Source organism: Mesorhizobium sp. M6A.T.Cr.TU.017.01.1.1 (assembly GCF_004023115.1).
Taxonomy (GTDB): Bacteria; Pseudomonadota; Alphaproteobacteria; order Rhizobiales; family Rhizobiaceae; genus Mesorhizobium; species Mesorhizobium mediterraneum.
Genome location: NZ_RZTA01000042.1, coordinates 31,272 through 47,052, shown reverse-complemented (window position 1 = coordinate 47,052; position 15,781 = coordinate 31,272). Strand labels below are relative to the sequence as shown.

18 protein-coding genes are annotated in these 15,781 nt (G+C 60.4%); 4 read left to right on the top strand and 14 right to left on the bottom strand.

Annotation, left to right across the window (positions count from 1 at the left end):
- Both EOB36_RS35165 and EOB36_RS15865 read left to right on the top strand, forming a co-directional pair.
- A partial coding sequence (locus EOB36_RS35165) for a DUF6455 family protein (RefSeq protein WP_245467817.1) occupies positions 1 to 106 on the top strand: 106 nt, incomplete at its 5' end.
- 82 nt (positions 107 to 188) lie between these two features.
- Positions 189 to 737, top strand: coding sequence for a hypothetical protein (locus EOB36_RS15865; protein WP_126105373.1), 549 nt, complete (start codon positions 189 to 191; stop codon positions 735 to 737).
- A gap of 60 nt (positions 738 to 797) precedes the next feature.
- Here the strand turns inward: EOB36_RS15865 and EOB36_RS15860 are convergent, their stop codons facing one another.
- The 9 genes from EOB36_RS15860 to ccoN all read right to left on the bottom strand — a co-directional run bounded on the left by EOB36_RS15860 (position 798) and on the right by ccoN (position 9,760).
- A complete protein-coding gene (locus EOB36_RS15860) occupies positions 798 to 1,496 on the bottom strand; it encodes a CBS domain-containing protein (protein ID WP_128285200.1) in 699 nt (232 codons plus the stop codon).
- Between the two features lie 192 nt (positions 1,497 to 1,688).
- A complete protein-coding gene (gene ccoS / locus EOB36_RS15855; RefSeq protein ID WP_095488967.1) occupies positions 1,689 to 1,835 on the bottom strand; it encodes a cbb3-type cytochrome oxidase assembly protein CcoS in 147 nt (48 codons plus the stop codon).
- Entirely contained in the window at positions 1,832 to 4,114 is a 2,283-nt protein-coding gene (locus tag EOB36_RS15850) for a cation-translocating P-type ATPase (protein WP_128285199.1), read from the bottom strand. Before EOB36_RS15850 ends, ccoS begins: the two co-directional genes overlap by 4 nt.
- Entirely contained in the window at positions 4,111 to 4,608 is a 498-nt protein-coding gene (locus EOB36_RS15845; RefSeq protein ID WP_128285198.1) for a FixH family protein, read from the bottom strand. The genes EOB36_RS15850 and EOB36_RS15845 overlap by 4 nt, the downstream gene beginning before the upstream one ends.
- The gene (ccoG, locus tag EOB36_RS15840; RefSeq protein WP_126105378.1) at positions 4,605 to 6,164 is read right to left on the bottom strand and encodes a cytochrome c oxidase accessory protein CcoG; all 1,560 of its coding nucleotides are present in this window, start codon (positions 6,162 to 6,164) and stop codon (positions 4,605 to 4,607) included. Before ccoG ends, EOB36_RS15845 begins: the two co-directional genes overlap by 4 nt.
- 217 nt (positions 6,165 to 6,381) lie before the next feature.
- Positions 6,382 to 7,245 carry a cytochrome-c oxidase, cbb3-type subunit III gene (gene ccoP / locus EOB36_RS15835; RefSeq protein ID WP_128285197.1) on the bottom strand — a complete coding sequence of 288 codons (864 nt, stop codon included), beginning with the start codon at positions 7,243 to 7,245 and terminating at the stop codon, positions 6,382 to 6,384.
- Positions 7,246 to 7,247: 2 nt separating this feature from the next.
- Positions 7,248 to 7,397, bottom strand: coding sequence for a CcoQ/FixQ family Cbb3-type cytochrome c oxidase assembly chaperone (locus tag EOB36_RS15830; RefSeq protein ID WP_065009122.1), 150 nt, complete (start codon positions 7,395 to 7,397; stop codon positions 7,248 to 7,250).
- 11 nt (positions 7,398 to 7,408) lie between these two features.
- Positions 7,409 to 8,140, bottom strand: coding sequence for a cytochrome-c oxidase, cbb3-type subunit II (ccoO, locus tag EOB36_RS15825; RefSeq protein ID WP_095488972.1), 732 nt, complete (start codon positions 8,138 to 8,140; stop codon positions 7,409 to 7,411).
- A gap of 9 nt (positions 8,141 to 8,149) precedes the next feature.
- A complete protein-coding gene (gene ccoN, locus EOB36_RS15820) occupies positions 8,150 to 9,760 on the bottom strand; it encodes a cytochrome-c oxidase, cbb3-type subunit I (protein WP_128285196.1) in 1,611 nt (536 codons plus the stop codon).
- A 252-nt stretch (positions 9,761 to 10,012) separates the two neighbouring features.
- Here ccoN and EOB36_RS15815 point away from each other — a divergent pair, with 252 nt between their 5' ends.
- The gene (locus tag EOB36_RS15815) at positions 10,013 to 10,432 is read left to right on the top strand and encodes a hemerythrin domain-containing protein (RefSeq protein ID WP_126107382.1); all 420 of its coding nucleotides are present in this window, start codon (positions 10,013 to 10,015) and stop codon (positions 10,430 to 10,432) included.
- On the opposite strand, the gene EOB36_RS15810 is transcribed toward EOB36_RS15815, so the two are convergent.
- On the bottom strand, positions 10,429 to 11,157 hold the full coding sequence (locus tag EOB36_RS15810; protein ID WP_126107383.1) for a Crp/Fnr family transcriptional regulator: 729 nt from the start codon (positions 11,155 to 11,157) through the stop codon (positions 10,429 to 10,431). The two genes, EOB36_RS15815 and EOB36_RS15810, sit on opposite strands and share 4 nt — an antisense overlap.
- A gap of 156 nt (positions 11,158 to 11,313) precedes the next feature.
- Here EOB36_RS15810 and hemN point away from each other — a divergent pair, with 156 nt between their 5' ends.
- Positions 11,314 to 12,663: an oxygen-independent coproporphyrinogen III oxidase gene (gene hemN / locus EOB36_RS15805; protein ID WP_128285195.1), complete on the top strand. Its 1,350-nt coding sequence runs from the start codon at positions 11,314 to 11,316 to the stop codon at positions 12,661 to 12,663.
- A 12-nt stretch (positions 12,664 to 12,675) separates the two neighbouring features.
- On the opposite strand, the gene EOB36_RS15800 is transcribed toward hemN, so the two are convergent.
- From EOB36_RS15800 to nirK, 4 genes are all read right to left on the bottom strand, one after another.
- Positions 12,676 to 13,107, bottom strand: a complete 432-nt coding sequence (locus tag EOB36_RS15800) for a potassium channel family protein (RefSeq protein ID WP_127205142.1) — start codon at positions 13,105 to 13,107, stop codon at positions 12,676 to 12,678.
- Positions 13,108 to 13,116: 9 nt separating this feature from the next.
- Positions 13,117 to 13,629 carry a group III truncated hemoglobin gene (locus EOB36_RS15795; RefSeq protein WP_245467816.1) on the bottom strand — a complete coding sequence of 171 codons (513 nt, stop codon included), beginning with the start codon at positions 13,627 to 13,629 and terminating at the stop codon, positions 13,117 to 13,119.
- A gap of 21 nt (positions 13,630 to 13,650) precedes the next feature.
- Positions 13,651 to 14,523 (bottom strand): SUMF1/EgtB/PvdO family nonheme iron enzyme, encoded by an 873-nt coding sequence (locus tag EOB36_RS15790; RefSeq protein ID WP_095488976.1) that lies wholly within the window; start codon positions 14,521 to 14,523, stop codon positions 13,651 to 13,653.
- Positions 14,524 to 14,595: 72 nt separating this feature from the next.
- On the bottom strand, positions 14,596 to 15,699 hold the full coding sequence (gene nirK / locus EOB36_RS15785) for a copper-containing nitrite reductase (RefSeq protein WP_128285194.1): 1,104 nt from the start codon (positions 15,697 to 15,699) through the stop codon (positions 14,596 to 14,598).
- Between the last annotated feature and the right edge of the window lie 82 nt (positions 15,700 to 15,781).

Here is a 15,781-nt window from a genome sequence, read left to right as displayed (position 1 = left end):
ATGCTCGACCTGGCTCGACGAACACCAGCAAGCCGATGATCCGCCGGATTACTGCCGCAACCGCGACCTGATCGCACGGCTTCAACACGCAGCCGGCCAACGCTAGAAAGGTCACCACAAATGCGTCTGACGAGTGAACGCAAACGGAACTTATGCCGATAGATTTGCATGCCATGGGACCAGGCAGTTTGGACAATCTATTTCTTCTAGAAGCATTTCTGCTCTTTATTGCGCCCGGGCCAACCAATGCTCTTTTGGTGGCGGGTGCGGCCAAGCGAGATAAGGCGATCGCACTCTTGGTCGCACAGGCCTGTGGATACGGGATCGCAGCAGCCTGCTGGTTTTCGCTGCGACCCTTGCTGCCGTCCGGCGCCATCCAGGTACTCAAGCTGGTCGCAGCCCTATGGCTCGTAATTCTTGGCCTGCGTCTGATAGGCCGCGACCAGATCGACGCATCCGAAGACGGGGATGGCCTTTCTGTTATAGTAACTACTGCCCTCAATCCGAAAGCCTTTATCTATTGTCTGGCAATCGTGCCGGTGGACGCGAGGCCGTACGAACTGGGCTTCTTCTGGATCGTACTCTTGGTGACCACAGCCGCCACCGGGTCAATGTGGCTTTTGCTCGGTAGGCGTCTGAACGGAGCCGGAGAGATGGCAGACAGGGTCGCGGGCGCGGTGCTTATCGCATTCGCCTTGTTGCTGCTTCGACCATTAATAGCGGTAGCTGCGACTTAGGTTCAATGCGGACATTCTTCGAATTCGAATGCTGGGGTCACGCAATGCTGCAGTCCGCAACTAAGAGACAAGCACGACCGACAGCGGCTCCGCGCAGAAAAGGTTATCCTTTACGGCTTTGACGCCGGCGACGTTTTCGGCGGCGACGATGGCTGCCTGGCGTTTGCGTTCATCGAAGATCGCGCCGCTCAGTTCGACGACGCCATTGCCCACCGTGACGCAGATCATTTCCTTGCCGGCCCATTTCTGCGTCGCAAGCTCGGCAATAATTTTCTGACGGATCTGTTCGTCGTCGACGAACGCCGGGCCCGCATCCGGCAGGACGTTGAGCAATGCACGCAGAAGGTCGGTGCGGGTGATGATCCCGACGACTTTTCCCCCATCGACAACCGGAATGCGTTTGACGTGGCGGCGCGTCATGAGTTCGACGATCTCGGCGATCGATGCCCCGGGGGATGCCGTGACGAGATCTTCTGTCATGACCTCCTCGATCCGTCGTCCGTTGGCTTGAACATATTCATCAGCGGCTCGCCCGGGGCTCACAAGAAGCTCCAGCCAACGCGAGCGCTTACGCTTCGTGCCGAGTTCTCCCCGGCGCAAGAAATCACTCTCGCTGACAATGCCCACTAGCGTACCGTCCCTGCGAATGACGGGCAGGCCGCTGATCTTCTTGGAGAGCATCAGCCCGGCCGCTTCGGTGATCGACGCGGACGGCTCTATTCCGACGACCGGTGTCGTCATTATGGCTTCGGCTTGCATACCTGCCTCCTCAAATATCTTCCCCTGATTATCGAGGTCCCTGCGTCGCCTGCCTTGATCTGAGTCACTTTCTGGGTGCAGCAACGTCGGCGGGCCAAACGTCCGGTCTGTCTTATATACGCGCCAGACACATGCAGTGGCGAAGTTTGCATACCAGCGTCATGATCAGCACCTTGGCTCCCGACCAGTTGTCTAGCTGTCGTCCCGATCGATAAGGATCCGCTCGGCGGCTCCGTCGAGATCCTCGTATTGACCGCTCCTCAAGGCCCACAGGAAGCCGGACAGACCCAACGCGCCGAGAAAAAGAGCTACGGGTATGAGATAGACCAGCGTCGTCATGAGGATCGTGCCAATGCGCCGATACTGGGACGTTTGCCGTGCGAACGACCCGTCTCCGGTTGGCTCGCGGCAAAGCCTTGCAGCCTCAGCGCATTGCCAATGACAAGCAGTGACGAAGCCGACATCGCGATTGCCGCGATCAGCGGCGTGACGTGCCCCAGGATGGCGATCGGCACGGCGATGGTGTTGTAGACGATTGCTATGGCGATGTTTTGCCGGATCAGTCGTCCGGCCTTTCGCGAGATGTCGAGGGCAAGGGGTACTGCCGAAAGGCTTTCGCGCAGGAACACGAAATCCGCCGCTTTGCGGCCGACATCGGCCGCCGTGGCTGGAGCGATCGAGACGTGTGCCGCGCCCAGCGCAGGGGTGTCGTTGAGGCCGTCGCCAACCATCAGCACCTTGTGGCCGTCCTTCGACAGCGTTTCGATATACTCGACCTTGCCTGAAGGAAGCAGCGCCGGAACAAAGTGATGGATGCCCAACGTCGCCGCGACCTCGCCGCAGGCAGCTGCGGTATCGCCCGACAGCATTTCCACGGAAATCCGGGCGTTGTTCAATTGCCCGACGGCCGCTCTGGCGTCTGCACGCAGCGCGTCCTCGAAGACAAAGGACGCGACAATGATCCCATCTTTGGTCAGAACCGTTCCGCCGTATCTGCTTTCGCCGCCGGATCGGGCCTTCCACCCGGCCCAGCCGCGCCGGCCAAGCCGCCAGGTGCTGCCAGCGGCGGTGGCTTCGATCCCGAAACCAGGGTGCTCGCTGACGGACTCGAGCTTCGGCTGACCGGCAAAGCCCGCAGAGCCGGCTATGGCCCTTGAGAACGGATGGCGGGAATGCACGGCCATGTCGCCTGCGATGGCCAGCATGGCCGGATCGATGGACGACGCGTTGACGAGCCGGGGCTGTCCGAGCGTAAGCGTTCCTGTCTTGTCGAACACCGCCGTGTCGATCGCCGCCAGGCGCTCCATGGCCGAACCATCCTTGACCATGACGCCGCTTTCGAACAGACGCCGCGCAGCGACCACCTGCACGATCGGCACGGCGAGACCGAGCGCACATGGGCAGGTGATGATGAGAACGGCGATGGCGATCGTTACTGCCTGGTGCCAATCGCCGGTCGCCGCCATCCAGCCAAGGAACGTCACCAAGGCGGTCAGATGGACCACTGGAGCATAGAGCGCTGAAACGCGGTCGGCGATCCTGCGATAATGCGCGCGACCGCCCTCGGCGGCTTCCATCAGCCGGACCATTTCGGCCAGGAAGGAATCCTTTGCGGCGGCTGTTGCTTCGATGGTCAGCGGGCCCGTCAGATTGAGTGTGCCGGCCTGCACGGTTTCCCCTGACGACACGGTTCTGGGTGTGCTTTCACCGGAAACCAGTGAACAGTCGAGATCAGAAAAGCCTCGAATGGTCTTGCCGTCGACGGGAATCCTTTCGCCGGCGGTGACCAGCAGCTGCATGCCCGGTTCGATCTCCTCAACCGGCAGGTAGTCGCGCGAACCATCCTCGCGCAGCACCATGGCGCCCCGCGCCGCCAGCCGTGACAGGCCGTTCACGGCGGTCCGGGCACGCTCGCGCATCACGTGATCCAGCGTGCGGCCGATCAACAGGAAAAACAGCAGCGACACCGACGCATCGAAATAGGCGTGGTCTCCATGGTTGATGGTCTCGTAGAGGCTCATCGCGTAGGCGAGTGAAACGCCAACCGCAATCGGCACGTCCATGTTCATGCGACCGTGACGCAGCGCATTCCATGCCGAGCGGAAATAGATTCCGCCGGCGAAGGCGAGCGCCGGGATGGCGATCAGCGCTGAGACCCAATGGAACAGGTCACGCGTCGCGCCTTCAGCTCCTGACCAGACCGAGACGGAAAGCAGCATGATGTTGCCCGCAGCAAAGCCGGCGACCGCGACGGCGCGGATCAGTTCCGAAAGCGTCTTGTCTTTTTCATGAACCTCGGGGTCGAAAAGATGCGCCGGGTAGCCCAGCAGCTCTAGTGCAGCGACGATGGGAGGAGCCTCGTTCCCACGCCACTGGACCGAGACCCGTTTGGTCGAAAGGTTGACACGAGCGCGCTCGACGCGATCGAGCTTTCCGAGAGCCGTCTCGATCGCCTGGATGCAGGCCGCGCAGTGAACCGTCGGCACCGACAGATCGGTCTGGCGAAGGTCATCGCCAAGCGAGCGGCTTGCCAACCTGATCTCCTGGCTCGATGGCAAGCTGGATGTCGCTCCGCCCAGATCCAGCGCCATTTCAGCGCCCGGCGCACAGCAGCTCATTGCAGTGCTCCCTGAGAAATCATGATCCGGCGAACGTCGCGATAAGGCTCTGCCAGACCGGCATCGGTGTCGACTTCGACGATCCAGACGCCATCCCTTAGCGTGTGCTGCGCGGCAAATTCCTGGCCCGAGGCAGCGGCGAGAGTGACGGCTTTGTCCGCGCCCTCATAGGCAGGATGACGAAACAGCACCTTGACACTACGCAAGGGAACCGGCTTGCCAGCGGCATCGCTGAGACTGTAGCGGACTTCGCCCCAAGAGATCGTCAATTTGCCAATCCAGCCGAGCGCCGCCTGTGCGCGCCCTTCCTCGGCCTTTCGGTTGAATTGCTGGCTGGCCACATAGGTGTTTTCGACGACAAGACCGGTCCAGCTTGTGCTGGCGAATGTCGCCATTGTCAGATTGACTGCGATGACCACACCAAAAAAGGCGAGAATGGTGGCCAGCATATGCCTGCCGGTGAATTCGCGGGTTTTTTGCGTCTTGGCGCTCATCTGGCGATCTCCGGGGCGTTGAAGGTGGCGGTGTATTCGTCCGTTTCGAAACTCGCCTTGTCCTCGACGCGGAATTTGAACGTTTGCGTTGCGCCTCCGACCCGGTCCGCCGGCTGGCGCACGAAAACCTTCAGCATCTTCAGGCGGTCGGGTTCGGCCGCGACGGCGAAGGACCGGTCTGCGGGAAGGTCGATACCAACGACGCTCATTTCGGCTCCCCGCAGGCCCTGCATCGTGACAACGATCGTCCTTTGCTCGGGGATCATGTTGAGCAGCTTTACGGTGTAGCCGTTGCGGATCGAACCGTCGGACAGCGTGACGAATTGCGGGTTGCGGTCGTGCAGAACGTTGACCTCGAGCCGGTCGCGCGTCAGCAGCGAATAGAGCAGCGCAATGCCGACCGCCGACCACGCGCCCATGTAGATGAAGGTGCGCGGCCGGAAGATCTTGCGGATATGGAAATGGGCTAATTTTTCGGAGAATGCGCCGCCGTCGGTCCGGACGAGCGACGGGTTCACCGAGCAAGACCCGCCTGCTATCGCCACCGCCATGTTGGCGTTGTAATCGGACAGCGTCGCATAGGAGATCAGCCCGCGCTCCTTGCCGAGCTTGTCCATGACGCTATCGCAGGCATCGATGCACAGCGCGCAAGTGATGCATTCGAGCTGCTGGCCATCGCGAATGTCGATCCCCATCGGGCAGACGGCGACACAGGCATTGCAATCGACGCAGTCTCCGACCGGCTGCCCCGCGGCCTGGACCTTCTTGGCGTGCCGCGACCGAGGTTCGCCGCGCCAGTCATTATAGGTCACGGTCAGCGAATTTTCGTCGAGCATGGCCGCCTGGATGCGCGGCCACGGGCACATATAGGTGCAGACCTGTTCGCGCATCAGCCCGCCGAATGTGTAGGTGGTTGCCGTCAGCACGCCGATGGTGATGTAGGCGACCGGCGCAGCGGTGCCGGTGAAGACCTCGCCAATCAGCGTTGGCGCATCGGCGAAATAGAAGATCCAGGCACCGCCGGTCGCTGCCGCTATGACCAGCCAGATGGCGTGTTTCGATACACGCAGCACAAACTTGCGCGCAGTCCACGGTCCGGCGTCGAGCTTTATGCGGGCGTTGCGATCTCCCTCGATCGCACGCTCTACAACCAGAAACAGATCGACCCATACGGTCTGCGGGCAGGTATAGCCGCACCAGGCTCTGCCAACTGTGGATGTGATCAGGAAAAGGCCGATGCCGGCCATAACGAGAAGACCGGCCACATAGTAGAATTCCTGCGGCCAAATCTCGATGAAGAAGAAATAGAAGCGGCGGTTAGCAAGATCGATCAGCACGGCCTGATCGGGAGCAAACGGACCTCGATCCCAGCGCAGCCAGGGCGTCAGGTAGTAGATGCCCAGGGTGATCGCCATCACCAGCCATTTGAAGCGGCGAAAGCTGCCCGAGGCGCGCTTGGGGAAGATCTTCTTGCGCGGTGCATACAGCGGCTGGCGGACCTTGGCGGAGTTGACCGCCTCGGCTTCGAGCCGTTCTACCTGCGTATTATCCAGCACCAGTGTCTCCAGTCGCGCAGCTTACGATTTCGGGGCGCGCAGTCGGACTTAGTTGTTTGGCCGGTGCGCGAAATGCCGCGTTGAACTCAAGCTTTGCGGCGGGGCAGCCTGCTGCGCGTTGATGCAAGTCAATCGTCGGACATCGAATGCAATCGAGGCCCGGCGCAAGCCGGGCCTCGTCGCTTGGCTGGCGAAGGGCCGGGAATAGGACCCCCCTCTATTCCCCACCGCCAAGCGAATGGATGTAGACCGCGAGCTCCTTGACCTTGGTCTCACCGAGACGCTCAGCCCAGGCCGGCATCACACCGTGCTTGGGTGCGCGGACCTGCGCGGCGATTGCGGTTTCGTTGGATCCGTAGAGCCAGATCGCATCGGTCAGATCAGGGGCGCCGAGCTCTTTGTTGCCTTTTGCATTGTCGCCGTGGCAGGCCACGCAGTTTTCGGCGAAAACCTTGGCGCCTGGCTCGACCAGTTTTGCATCTTGAACCGGGCCAGACAGGCTGGCGACATAGGTGCTGACCTGTGCGACCTGGTCCCCGGTGATGATCTCGCCAAAAGCCGGCATTTCCGACAGTCGTGTATCCGGGACGGATACGAAGCGTATGCCGTGCGTGATCGTTTGCTGGATCTGCTCGGCCGTGCCGCCCCACAACCAGTCATCGTCATTGAGGTTGGGAAAGCCTTTGGACCCTTGGGCGCCGGAAGCGTGGCACTGCACGCAATTGACCTTGTACGCAGCGCTGCCGGCGGCAACAGCGAATTCGCGCAACGCGTCGTCGCCGGCAATCTCCGAGACGGTTTTCGATTGTATCGCTGCGGCATATTTCGCCTTGGCGATCTCGGCCGCAGCAAGCTCGTTGTTGACGTCGCCGCGGCTCGAATAGCCAAGCACGCCCTTGGTCGCCGAGGTCAGCATCGGCCATGCCGGATAGGCGATGGTGTAGCCGATCGCCCAGACGATGGTGATGTAGAACGTTATGACCCACCAGCGCGGAAGTGGGTTGTTGAGCTCCCTGATACCATCCCACTCGTGGCCGGTGGTAGAGATGCCCGACACTTCGTCGATATGTTCATCGCTCATGATCAGTCGTCCTTCAGAGGAATGCGGGCGGCTTCATCGGCCTGCTTGCCACTCCCGGGACGGAATGCGAAGGCGACCGTTCCGACGAAGAAAAGCGCCATGGCGAGCAGGGCCCAACTGTCGGCGAACTCTCTCATCCAGTGGTAATCCATGGTCCTTCTCCTCAGCGGTAGCCAGCGGCTTCGTCGTAGGTCTTGAAATCGACCAGCGTGCCGAGCATCTGCAGGTAAGCGACCAGGGCATCCATCTCGCTGACCTGTTGCGGATTGCCGTCGAAGTCGCCGAGCTTCGCCTTCGGATAGCGGCCTTCCAGCTCGGATGTGTTGGCATTGGGATCGGCCTGCGCGATCATGTCATCTCTGGCGTGAGCGATCATGTCTTCGGAGTAGGGGACACCGACACGCCTGTTTGCGATAAGGTGCGTCGAGAAGTCCTTCACCTCGATCGCGGTATCCTTCAGGAAGGCATAGCTCGGCATGATCGATTCCGGCACCACCGAACGCGGTTCGATAAGATGCTGAACGTGCCACTCGTTCGAGTAGCGATCTCCGACCCTGGCGAGGTCCGGCCCCGTGCGCTTCGATCCCCACTGGAACGGGTGGTCGTACATCGACTCGGCCGCCAGGCTGTAGTGACCATAGCGCTCGACTTCGTCACGGAACGGCCTGATCATCTGGCTGTGACAGAGGTAGCAGCCCTCACGCACATAGATATTGCGCCCGGCGAGTTCGAGCGGCGAATAGGGCCGCATGCCCTCGACCTTCTCGATCGTGTTGTCGAGATAGAAGAGCGGTGCGATTTCGACGATACCGCCGACTGTCACCACCAGGAGGGAACCAACGAGAAGAAGCGTGGCGTTCTTCTCGATGATCGCGTGTTTGTCCATCAAGCCCATTTTGGCTCCTTATTGTGCGGGCTGAAGGGAGGGGATGGAGGCTGGCATCGGCTCCTCCTCGCGTTGGTAGCCGAGGATAGTCATGGTGATGTTCCAGGTCATGATGACAGCACCGGCGAGATACATCGCGCCACCCACGGCGCGCATGACGTAGTAGGGATGCATGGCGGCCACGGTCTCGGCGAACGAGTAGACCAGGAAGCCCTGCTCATCGTACTCGCGCCACATCAGGCCCTGCATGATGCCGGAAACCCACATCACCGCGGCGTAGACGACGATCCCGAGGGTCGCCAGCCAGAAGTGCCAGGTGACGAGCCGCAGCGAATAGAGCCGTTCACGGTTCCACAGCTTCGGCACCATGTAGTAGATCGCGCCGAACGAGATCATGCCTACCCAGCCGAGCGCGCCCGAATGGACATGCCCGATGGTCCAGTCGGTGTAGTGCGACAGCGAATTGACGGCTTTGATCGACATCATCGGACCTTCAAAGGTCGACATGCCGTAGAAGGCGATGGCCATAACCATCATGCGGATGATCGGGTCGGTGCGGAGCTTGTCCCAAGCGCCGGACAGCGTCATCAGGCCGTTGATCATGCCTCCCCAGGAGGGCATCCAAAGCATGATCGAAAACACCATGCCGAGCGTTTGCGCCCAGTCGGGCAGGGCGGTGTAGTGCAGGTGATGCGGCCCAGCCCAGATATAGAGAAAGATGATCGCCCAGAAGTGGATGATAGACAGCCGGTAGGAATAGACTGGCCGGTTCGCCTGCTTGGGCACGAAATAATACATCATGCCAAGAAAGCCGGCTGTCAGGAAAAAGCCGACGGCATTGTGCCCGTACCACCATTGCGTCAAGGCGTCCTGGACGCCGGAGAAGGCCGAGTAGCTCTTCGAGCCCAGGAGAGACGCCGGCATCGATAGGTTGTTGATCAGGTGCAGCATCGCGATGGTCACGATGAAGGACAGATAGAACCAGTTGGCGACGTAGATATGCGGTTCCTTGCGTTTCAGGATGGTGCCGAGGAACAGGACGAGGTAGGCGACCCACACGATGGTCAGCCATATGTCCACATACCATTCGGGCTCGGCATATTCGCGGCTCTCGGTGATGCCGAGCAGGTAGCCGGTCGCGGCCATGACGATGAAAAGCTGATAACCCCAGAACACGAACCAGCCGAGATTGCCGCCGAACAGCCGGGCGCGGCTGGTGCGCTGCACGACATACATGGACGTGCAGATGAGCGCGTTGCCGCCGAAGGCAAAAACGACGCCGGATGTGTGCAATGGCCGCAGGCGGCCGAAGTTGAACCAGGGCTCGATGTTGAGATCCGGGTAGGCGAGCTGCAGCGCGATGACCACACCCACAAGCATGCCGACAACGCCCCAGAACATGGTGGCGATGGCGCCGTAGCGGATTGGCCCGTCCATGTAGGCAGAAGGATCGACCGATGCGGCCGGCGCAAAGCTGGTGTTGCGCAGGAGGACGATGACAAAGCCAAGCAGCAGGAAGAAAAGCACCCACATGTGCTGGCGAAACGGCTCGTCCACACCGAAGCCGGCGGCCACTAGAGCCACAAACGCGAAAAGGCCCAAAGCGACGATTTCTGTGCCGAACTTCATGACAGTCCCCGATGTCGGATTCCGATGCGCGGACGCCAATCCGCAGCAACACCAATTCCCCGGCTGCATCCTCGCCGCCTTGATCCAAATCAAAGCTGCATGGTTTTGGATTGGGCAGCGTTGGTTTTGCGAACGAGTTGGAGGCGGCCATTGAACGAAGAGAAAGAGCGGGGATCGTCGCTGTTTGAGGCGTGTTATGAGAAATCGACGCTAGCTGGCCAATCCGGCAGAGAGGCAATCCCAAGCGCAGTGATGAAGCGCGCGCACAGGGAGAAACTGCAGCTCTGTGATGCTCTGGAGAAAATCGCGGACGCCTTGCCGAACGTCGATCGCCTGAAGTGCCTTGGCACAGCCAACGCAATCGTCCCATTGTTGCGCAATATTCATCAATATGAAGAAACGATCATCTTCCCAGCCTATGAAGCCGCTACAGGCGGCAATGCCAACCTTGCCTCAACCCGGCGATTGCGCGCCGAACACGTCGAAGATGAATGCTTTGCCGGCGAGGTGACTGAAATCCTGCTGGCGATCGGCCATGGCGAGACAGTCGAGAATGCCGAGGCGGTCGGCTTCATGCTGCGCGGCTTTTTCGAAAGCATGCGCCGTCATATCGCGTTTGAGCGCGAGCATGCCTTGCCGGCGATCGGAATCGTCGATCAGGGCGTAATCTAGGCGCCGGAGCGTCGCTCCAGCCGGCCCAGGCTGTCGATCGTCACATGCCGGTTGTTCTCGATCCGGATCACGCCGTCCGTTCTTAGCCTGGTCAACTGGCGGCTCACCGTCTCGATCGTCAGGCCGAGGAAATCGGCAATGTCGGCGCGTGTCATCGGCAGGTCGAAAGTCGCCGACTTGGCGGTGAGGTCGACCGTGGGATCGATGTTCCTGGCGATCATCAGGAGAAAGCTCGCCACCTTTTCCGAAGCGGTCTTGCGCCCCAGCGTCACCATCCAGTCGCGTGCTTCGTCGAGCTCGTTCAGCGTCTGCTTGAGCAGGCGATGCTCGAGTTCCGGCGATTCCTTCATCATCCGTTCGATGGCGGCCTTCGGAAACGAACACAGGGAAACGGCGGTTGCGGCTTCCGCGTTGATCGCGCTTTCCACCTTGAACGGCCGTCCCAAAAAGTCGGGCGCAAACTGGAGGCCGACGATCTGCTGGCGTCCGTCCGAAAGGCTCTTTGTCAGCTTCACCACACCCGAAAGCACATTCGAAAAGCTGTCGACGGTCTCGGCGTCGCCAATCAGTTCGATCCCCGGCTCGATCTTGTGCCTCGATGAGGTCTTGGCGAGCCCGACCAACTGGTCGGGATCGAGCGCACCGCAGACGCCGCGATGCCGTGCCTCGCAAGACTGGCAAAGCACAGGAATGTCGGCACTGTGAACGTCCTGCCGCACTGTCATCATAATCGTCCCGACGGATCCAAGGTGCCCGTAAGATAGCATCGGCGGCAGAAAATCTATTGCGGCAGTTTGTCCGCGGAGGGCCTTGACCGAAATCAAGGCGACGGTGCGGATCTGCAGCCAGAATTCAGCCTTGCAAGGATGATGGAAGGCGACATGCGACCGGAAATGGCTGCCAGACTTGGCGAGAATGTCCCCCGCTACACCAGTTACCCGACCGCGCCGCATTTTCATTCAGGCGTTGATGCTGCCGTCTATCGTGGTTGGCTGCAGGGGCTCGATGATGGCTGCGAGATCTCGCTGTACCTGCACATCCCCTACTGCGACAAGCTTTGTTGGTTCTGTGCGTGCCACACCAAGCAGACACGCCATTACGAACCGGTGACCACGTATCTGCGCTCACTGCACGCTGAAATAGCTACCGTCGCCAGTCTTGTCGGAGGCAAGGGCCGTGTGGGTGCCGTCCATTTCGGCGGTGGCTCGCCGACGATGCTCAAACCCGAGGATATGGTGGCGCTGGGAACTGTCCTGCGCAACAGTTTCGAGTTTCTTCCCGGCGCCAAGATCAGTGTCGAAATCGAACCCAACGATATGAACGATGCTCGCCTCGGTGCACTCGCCGAAATCGGCATGACGCGGGCGAGCCTCGGCGTCCAGGATTTCGATCTTAAGGTGCAGAAGGCGATCAACCGCGAGCAGAGCTTTCTGCAGACCAAAGCGGTAGTCGAGGGCGTTCGTTCGCGCGGCGTCGAATCAGTCAATCTCGACCTGCTCTACGGCTTGCCGCATCAGACCCGGGACAGCGTCTCCTCCACCGTGGCGCAGGCGCTGACTCTGGAGCCGGACAGGATGGCGCTTTTCGGCTATGCGCATGTGCCCTGGTTCAAGAAGCACCAGACGATGATCGACGAAGCGTGGCTGCCGAATTCGGTCGAACGCTTCGCTCAATCGCAAATTGCCGCTGGCCTTATGCTGAAGGCAGGGTATCAACCCGTGGGGTTCGATCATTTCGCCAGATCCGGTGATGCGCTGGCCGTTGCGGCACGGACCGGAACCTTGCACCGGAACTTCCAGGGCTATACCGAGGATCGCTGTGAGACACTGATCGGGCTTGGTCCTTCATCGATCAGCCAGTTCCGCCAGGGCTATGCACAGAACATGCCGGCGACCGCCGAATACGGACGCATGGTGGACCAGGGAGGTCTGGCTGCCGTGCGCGGCATCGAGTTGTCGGAAGATGACCGCGTGCGCGGCTGGATTATCGAAAGGCTGATGTGCGATTTCGCCTTCTCGGCGATCGATCTGGTCGAACGCTTCGGCGAAATCGGCCAGAAGCTTCTGCTCCAGGCGAGTTCCGTCGCCCTTCGTGATCCTGCTCGGTTGCTGGAACTGAATGGCGACAGTTTCGTAGTGCCGGTGGAAAATCGTCCCTTTGTTCGCAATATAGCGGCCAGGTTCGACAAATATTTCGAAACCGGTAAAGCCAAGCATTCGGTGGCAGTCTGAGCACCGGCCTGATCAGAAATGCTCCCCGGTCTTGAATGGGCCGATTCGGGTGCCAGCCGCGATCAGATAGGCGGTCGACCAGCCAATGAGCAGAAACCCGTTCACCCCCTCGAGCGCCGCCAGCACGCGCCACCCGTGAGCGGGTACGACATCGCCATAGCCGACCGTCGAAAAGGTAACGGTCGAGAAATACAGTGCGGTTTCGAAGTCGGCAAAGATATCGAGCAATCGGTAGAGCCCTGCCCATAGCCAAACCTCAGTGGTTATGATGGCAAACAGCCCCATCACTACACTGATCATCGCGACTATACGGCTGCGGCGACCGTGCATGCGAAACCGTGCCACCAGATGCCCCATCGCATGGGTAACGGCGATCAGACCGAAGGTATGAATCAGGACCGTCATGCTTATGACGATCGTGCCGACGAAGAGATTGAGGGCCATGCGACGAAATTAGGAATCTCTCGGGGTGCGTTCCTTGCGCGAAATCAAAACCGGCCGAGTTTCGCCGAGGCCAGCCTGTTCGCCACAGACGGTCTCGGCGGGAGCGGGACGAAAGAACATCGCCAGCTTCAGGCTTGTCGCGATCCGCTCGGCTCGGTCGACAAACACCGCCGCCAGCTCCGGAGCGAAGAGTTCAGCCGCCGTCTGGCCGAACAGGCCCTGCCAGATCTCGAAATCGGCCTCGGTAACGTCCTTGAGTTTGAGGTGCGCCGGCACCGGGCGTCCGTGATAATCGCCGCTCTTGAGGATGACGGAACACCAGAAGTCCGTCATTTTCTCGAGATGGGGCTCCCAGTCGCCGGTGATCTCGCGCGCGAAAATCGGCCCCAGACGCTCGTCGCTTCTGACTTTTGCGTAGAATTCGCGGACCAGTTTTCCGACAGACTTTCGATCGACGCCAGTATGGTTCAGAGGCTGTTCCGCGATCGGGCGCGCCCGATCCAAAGCTGATTTCAATGTCATCATGCACTCTTGTTTATGCTGTCAGGAGAAGCCCAGGCGTCGAAGGGCAACCTGCACGAGACTGGGCTGGTCGCGGACAAGCCGGAAACCCAGATTGTCGGGCGGCGTGCCGACTGCGCAACCGCCGCTCTTTCCGTCCCGGATGAAGTTCGACATATAGGTGCGGTGGAACCCCTCAACGACGTGCACGCCGCAATTGTCGATCGAACTCGCGGTCCGCTTACCATCAATATCTATCGTGGCGTGGGAATAACATGTCGAGGTCCATTCCCAGACGTTTCCCGCAATATCCGCTAGGCCTTTTGAATTGGTACCGAAGGACCCTTGAGCCCTCGGCTCTGGATCAGGTTTCCGTCCGAGCGAGGCCTCCAGGCGATACTGTGTCAGCCACCGGCGCGCCGGGTTGTTCGGGTCGCTTTCGCCGCCCTCAATGTCACCTCGGAACCGTTCACTGGCCGCATAGGCCCACTCCACGTCTGTCGGCAACCGCCATGTCCCTCCTGTCCGCGCCGAGAACCACCTCGCGTAGGCTTCGGCATCGAGATAGCTCACACCGGTGACCGGAAGGTGTCCGACATTGCGTGCGTCTGCTGGCTTGCAGGCGCCGTCCGCCACACAACGTCCATATTCCGATACACTGACTTGGTATTTCATGATTTCCAGTGGCGCGTCGATGGAGGTTTGCACGACGGGCGCTGCGACAGGATGGTTCTCCTTGAGGAATTCCCCAGCCTGTGGGTGCTCAAACGAGCCGGGTCCCAGGACCACCAGTTCGCTTACGGCGACCGGTTGGGAGAACTTCAGGGGACTCTCGCCGAACGTATGGGCTATGCCCATGCTGATCAGTGTGGCAGCCGCAATTGTCCCGAAGGTGAAGACAGGGTCGAAGGACATGGCATCAAGTCCGGCTGCGAGTACAACCCTTTGGCTCCGCCGCCGGGTTGCACTGAGGATCGGATCTCCCGTCTACGAGGCGATCGCCTTGGGCGGTTCGACCTGCATCATCAGATCGTCGTCCCAGTTTCCCTCGACGGTAAAGTGCGCGGTCGCGCCGAGTTCGACTGCCTCGATCAAATTATGGTTCACATAGGCGTAGATGCCTGGCTGCAGGAACGTGTAGAGCGCCGCGCCGGCCGATCCGCCACGAATGAACCAGGTTTCCAGGTCTTTCGCGGGAGGGTTGGCGAACTTGCCCTGTTCCCAGACAAAGTCGCCATGCCCGCCGATCAGGTGCGGACGCGTGTCGCGGTTCGCCTGCGAATGAACGATCAATATCGTTTCGCCGACCTTTGCCTTCATGGCATTGTCCCCGGTCAAGGAACCGGCCTTGCCGTTGAACACGACATGCGTCGGGATCAGCCCGCGCATGACCCTCATGGTTTCTCCGTAATTGTCGCCGGCCGACTCGTACTTCTTGAATTGCCCTTGCTCGTCGCGCGGGATGTAGAAATCGTTCTCGCCGACGTAATAGATGCGGTCGTAGCGGACCGGCCTGCCCTTGTCGTCCTTGAGGCCGTCGCGCGGCAGCACCATCACCGCCCCGCTCATGCCCGACACCACGTGCCATGGGATCATCGCGCCGCCGGGTGCGCAGTGGTAGACGAACGTTCCACTCCGGGTCGCCTTGAAGCGCAGCGTGACCTGCTCGCCCGGATTGACCAGCGTCAATTCGCCACCGCCAAGCGCGCCGGTAGCGGCGTGGAAATCGATGTTGTGGGCGAGGGTGCTGGTGTCGGGGTTGACGAGCGTGAGCTCGAGATAGTCGCCTTCATGCACGACCATCAGAGGACCGGGAATCGAGCCGTTGTAGGTCATTGCATTGAGCTGCGTGCCGTCGGCGTCGATAACCACCGGCTTTTCCTCGATCGTCATGATGAATTCGACGACCTTTGGACCGCCCTTGGCGACCTGATCATGAGCATGGACGAACGGCGGCGGGACCATGGTTACCTTTTCACGGGGCAGCCCGGCGACATCCTTGGCGCTTGCCACGGCCGGCATTGCACCAACAGTGGCGACCGCGGCTGCGGTAAGAACAGAACCCAACAAAGCTTCGCGTCTCGTAAGCATTTCCATCTCCTTGGTTTCGGCCATTCGATGTCGTCAGAATAGTCTCGGCTCCGGCCAAGTCTTTGCGCTAACGCAAATCCAA

Bases quoted from the DNA above. Each gene is read 5' to 3' on its own strand.
- EOB36_RS15860 (WP_128285200.1), bottom strand. From the start codon at position 1,496: ATGCAAGCCGAAGCCATAATGACGACACCGGTCGTCGGAATAGAGCCG.
- ccoS (WP_095488967.1), bottom strand. From the start codon at position 1,835: ATGACGACGCTGGTCTATCTCATACCCGTAGCTCTTTTTCTCGGCGCG.
- EOB36_RS15850 (WP_128285199.1), bottom strand. From the start codon at position 4,114: ATGAGCTGCTGTGCGCCGGGCGCTGAAATGGCGCTGGATCTGGGCGGA.
- EOB36_RS15845 (WP_128285198.1), bottom strand. From the start codon at position 4,608: ATGAGCGCCAAGACGCAAAAAACCCGCGAATTCACCGGCAGGCATATG.
- ccoP (WP_128285197.1), bottom strand. From the start codon at position 7,245: ATGAGCGATGAACATATCGACGAAGTGTCGGGCATCTCTACCACCGGC.
- EOB36_RS15830 (WP_065009122.1), bottom strand. From the start codon at position 7,397: ATGGATTACCACTGGATGAGAGAGTTCGCCGACAGTTGGGCCCTGCTC.
- ccoO (WP_095488972.1), bottom strand. From the start codon at position 8,140: ATGGGCTTGATGGACAAACACGCGATCATCGAGAAGAACGCCACGCTT.
- ccoN (WP_128285196.1), bottom strand. From the start codon at position 9,760: ATGAAGTTCGGCACAGAAATCGTCGCTTTGGGCCTTTTCGCGTTTGTG.
- EOB36_RS15815 (WP_126107382.1), top strand. From the start codon at position 10,013: ATGAAGCGCGCGCACAGGGAGAAACTGCAGCTCTGTGATGCTCTGGAG.
- EOB36_RS15810 (WP_126107383.1), bottom strand. From the start codon at position 11,157: ATGACAGTGCGGCAGGACGTTCACAGTGCCGACATTCCTGTGCTTTGC.
- hemN (WP_128285195.1), top strand. From the start codon at position 11,314: ATGCGACCGGAAATGGCTGCCAGACTTGGCGAGAATGTCCCCCGCTAC.
- EOB36_RS15800 (WP_127205142.1), bottom strand. From the start codon at position 13,107: ATGGCCCTCAATCTCTTCGTCGGCACGATCGTCATAAGCATGACGGTC.
- EOB36_RS15795 (WP_245467816.1), bottom strand. From the start codon at position 13,629: ATGACATTGAAATCAGCTTTGGATCGGGCGCGCCCGATCGCGGAACAG.
- EOB36_RS15790 (WP_095488976.1), bottom strand. From the start codon at position 14,523: ATGTCCTTCGACCCTGTCTTCACCTTCGGGACAATTGCGGCTGCCACA.
- nirK (WP_128285194.1), bottom strand. From the start codon at position 15,699: ATGCTTACGAGACGCGAAGCTTTGTTGGGTTCTGTTCTTACCGCAGCC.